Here is a 4139-nt window from a genome sequence, read left to right as displayed (position 1 = left end):
ACGAAATATCTAATGGATAAAAAAGGAAGGCTCCCTGACACCCGCCAAAAAAGGGCACTATAAGTTTTAATCCTTATAGTGCCCTTATATATTGTGATGTTATTTACATAAGCTGCTTTCGCGATAAATGATCTCGTGGCGGCCCGGACCGTTGGAAACCATTGTAATCGGTACTTCCAGTTCTTTCTCAATAAATTCAATGTAATTGCGGCATGCTTCCGGCAGATCTTCGTATTTTTTAATTCCACGAATCTCCGTCTTCCATCCCGGAAGTACTTTATAGACTGGTTTTGCTTTCTTAAGCTGAGATGTTGTCGGGAAATCACGTGTCACCTGACCGTCAATCTCATATCCAACGCAGATTGGAAGTTCATCAAGATAACCAAGAACATCCAATACGGTTAATGCCACTTCTGTAGCACCCTGAATACGGCAGCCGTATCTGGAAGCAACCGCATCAAACCATCCCATACGTCTCGGACGTCCTGTTGTTGCACCGAATTCACCGCCATCGCCTCCGCGGCGACGAAGTTCATCTGCTTCATCTCCAAAAATTTCGGAAACAAACTCACCCGCACCTACAGCACTGGAATAAGCTTTAACAACTGTGACAATATCTTTAATCTCATAACATGGGATTCCTGCACCGATCGCACCGTAGGAAGCCAGTGTTGAAGAGGATGTTACCATCGGATAGATACCAAAATCTGTATCTTTTAATGATCCTAACTGACCCTCAAGAAGAATCTTCTTTCCATCACGGATGGCATCATGAAGATACACAGACACATCACATACAAATGGACGAATCATCTCTCTGTATTCAAGAAGTTCGTTGAAAATCTCTTCCGGATCAATCGGAGCTTTGTGATATAAATGCTCTACGAGGACGTTCTTTGTTTCCAGAACACGGTAAACTTTTTCTTTTAATTCCGCTTCATCCCCAAAAAGTTCATTCACCTGGAAACCGATCTTAGCATATTTATCAGAATAAAATGGTGCAATACCGGATTTCGTAGAACCGAAGGACTTTCCGCCCAGACGTTCTTCTTCATACTGATCAAACAGGATATGATAAGGCATTAAGATCTGTGCTCTGTCAGATACAAGTATCTTCGGCTGCGGAACACCCTGTTTTACAAGTGCGTCAATTTCGTCAATTAAATTTCGGATATTCAATGCTACCCCATTACCGATAATACTTGTTGTATGATCGTAAAAAACACCTGATGGAAGAATGTGCAGTGCAAACTTACCATAATCATTGATGATCGTATGACCTGCATTGCTTCCCCCCTGGAATCTTACGATGATATCCGATTCCTCTGCAAGCATATCTGTAATCTTTCCTTTACCTTCATCTCCCCAGTTTGCTCCAACAATTGCTTTAACCATAATTCTTTCTCAGCTCCTTAAATATTCGTAATGGTTCTATAGTACTTTACATACCCTTTCATTTTATTCCAACAGAGTAAAAATGTAAAGAAAAAATTCTTTCGGCTTTTCATCATTTTGTCAGTAATTTTTTATAACTCAAATCCATCCCAATAGCACCAAGGGGTGCTGTAATCAATATAGAAAGGACGGCAACGGACAATACGATATTACCGCAGGACAATCCGAGAGAAAGCGGAACAGAACCAATCGCAGCCTGTACAGTGGCCTTTGGAAGATAGGCAATAACACAGTAAAGTTTTTCTTTTTTGTTTAAATTGGTGCCGACCATACACAGCCATGTACCAATCGAACGGCATATAAGACCGATAAAAATCATAAGCACAGCTCCCGCCCCGGCCTCAAGCGTATACCGGATATCTACAGCCGCACCTACAAGTACAAACAAAATGACTTCCGCAGCGATCCATAATTTTCCATACTTTTCCTGAAGTCTTTTTGTCACTTCCGGAACACTTCGCATGGCAAGAACCATCGCCATACTCATGATTGCAAGCAGTCCGGAAACCGGAAGTATGTTCTCAAGCCACTCCTCCACTGCAAGAAGCAAAAATGACGTTCCAAGCACAATAATTACCTTCATACTGTTGCGCACAAGGTTCTTATGAGAATAATTTGTTTCAAAAAACCAGGCGAGAAAAAATCCGGCAGCTGCACCGATGAGGATACCTGAAATAATGGAGACCGGTATATTTATAAAATCCATGACACTGGCACTTTCACCCTGTGCCATGCCGATAAATGTTGTAAAAAGCACAATGACAAACACATCATCCAGTGATGCCCCTGCCAGAATCATCTGCGGTATACTTTTATTTGTTCCATATTTTTCTTCCATAAGCTGTACCATTCTCGGCACAACAACCGCAGGCGATACAGCTCCAAGTACGGCACCTATGATCAAAGCCTCAATTCTGGTCACTTTAAGTATTGTCGGTGCCAGAAAAACAAAGGCAAGAATTTCAAATACCGCCGGCAAAAATGACATAAGTATTGCCGGACGGCCCACCTTCTTTAAATCACTTATATTTAATGAAAGACCGGCTTTAATAAGAATAATGACCAGTGCCATCTGGCGCAGATCGGATGAAATACCCAGAATAGACGGATCCAACAGATTCAGCACAAAGGGCCCAAGTATAATACCTGTCATAAGCATGCCTATAATTCTCGGTAATTTTATTCTCTGGCAAATTGCAGCAAGACTTAAGCCCGCAAGAAAAATCAATGCAAGTGAATTCAGCATAAAAATCCTCCTGTAAACGCAGAAAAACTGATGCTCTCTGTCTGAGAATCACCAGTCAAAGATAGCGGCAGAGTATAAACCCTGCCGCCATTCATCATTTTTATTATCGTTTTAGTAAAAATCCTTCGTTGGATGGTTATTAATATTTGAAGAAACCTTCTCCGGATTTTCTTCCGAGTTTTCCACCACGAACCATCTGTCTCATAAGACGAGATGCACGATATTTGGAATCACATGTTTCAGCATAGAATGTATCCATGATATGTAAGCATGTATCAAGACCAATTAAATCACCAAGTGCTAAAGGTCCCATTGGATGGTTACATCCAAGTTTCATAGATTTATCAATATCTTCTGCGGAAGCAAGTCCTTCTTCAAGAACGATACAAGCTTCGTTGATCATAGGGATAAGGATACGGTTAACTACGAAACCAGGTCCTTCTTTAACTTCTACAGGATCTTTGCCGATCTCTTTGGAAAGTTCGTAAACAACATCAAATGTTTCTTTGGATGTGTTTAATCCGTTGATAACTTCTACTAATTTCATTACAGTTGCAGGATTGAAGAAATGCATACCGATAACTTTATCCTGACGTTTTGTAGCAGAAGCAATTTCTGTAATAGAAATAGAGGATGTGTTTGTTGCTAAAATTGTTTCTGGTTTGCAGATTGCATCCAGTTTTGCAAATAAATCTTTTTTGATTGCAACGTTTTCTACGATTGCTTCAATAACAAGATCTGCATCAGCAGCAGCGTCTAAAGAAACGGATGTGGAAACTTTAGCCATAATATCAGCTTTTGCTTCTTCTGTCATCTTTCCTTTAGAAACCATCTTGTCAAGACTCTTTTCAAGTTTTCCAACCTGAGTTGCTAAAATTTCTTCGGACATGTCGTTAAATACAACTTCATAGCCTTTTTTAGCCATAACCTGTCCGATATCAAGTCCCATCTGTCCTGCACCTACAATAAAAATCTTTTTCATACCCTTCCTCCTGATGAATGTATTAATAATGTTGTTGAGGTCAAAAGGTTTTGCCCCCACGATACCTGATGATTTCCTCATATAACTCAGGTATCATTAATATTGTTTACTTGTACAAAGCCAGCTCTGAAAGCACAGAATCTGTGTTTCAGTGCTGTAAATATCACGGTCATTACTATCTTGCATTCCGGCAGATCATTCTGTCTGATATCAAATCCTTGTCCTGATGTGTTTGTACGGTAATCGACATCTTATATTCATTAATACACCCCATAGAATACCTTCTTGTATCTTTACCATATAGCAAACACTGTTTTTATATCTGACAGTTGATATATTTTTAACTTCCTTCTGCTTTCTTGTTTGCCGCTATCTTCATTTTACCTCATATTCTTCGAGAAGTAAAGTTATTTAACGCATTTTTTTACTATTTTTTGCACTAATTTCAACAATTTT

The 4139-nt window shown here is 39.7% G+C and carries 3 protein-coding genes; all 3 read right to left on the bottom strand.

Annotation, left to right across the window (positions count from 1 at the left end; genetic code table 11):
- Nucleotides 1-99 precede the first annotated feature (99 nt).
- On the bottom strand, nt 100-1395 hold the full coding sequence (locus tag QZZ35_RS09670) for an adenylosuccinate synthase (protein ID WP_291237210.1): 1296 nt from the start codon (nt 1393-1395) through the stop codon (nt 100-102).
- A gap of 112 nt (nt 1396-1507) precedes the next feature.
- Entirely contained in the window at nt 1508-2701 is a 1194-nt protein-coding gene (locus QZZ35_RS09665; RefSeq protein WP_291237209.1) for a cation:proton antiporter, read from the bottom strand.
- A 139-nt stretch (nt 2702-2840) separates the two neighbouring features.
- The gene (locus QZZ35_RS09660; RefSeq protein WP_291237208.1) at nt 2841-3683 is read right to left on the bottom strand and encodes a 3-hydroxybutyryl-CoA dehydrogenase; all 843 of its coding nucleotides are present in this window, start codon (nt 3681-3683) and stop codon (nt 2841-2843) included.
- Nucleotides 3684-4139: the final 456 nt, after the last annotated feature.

Origin of the sequence: Frisingicoccus sp. (assembly GCA_016298055.1) — a bacterium.
GTDB lineage: Bacteria > Bacillota > Clostridia > Lachnospirales > Lachnospiraceae > Frisingicoccus.
This window is presented reverse-complemented; position numbering and strand designations above follow the sequence as displayed.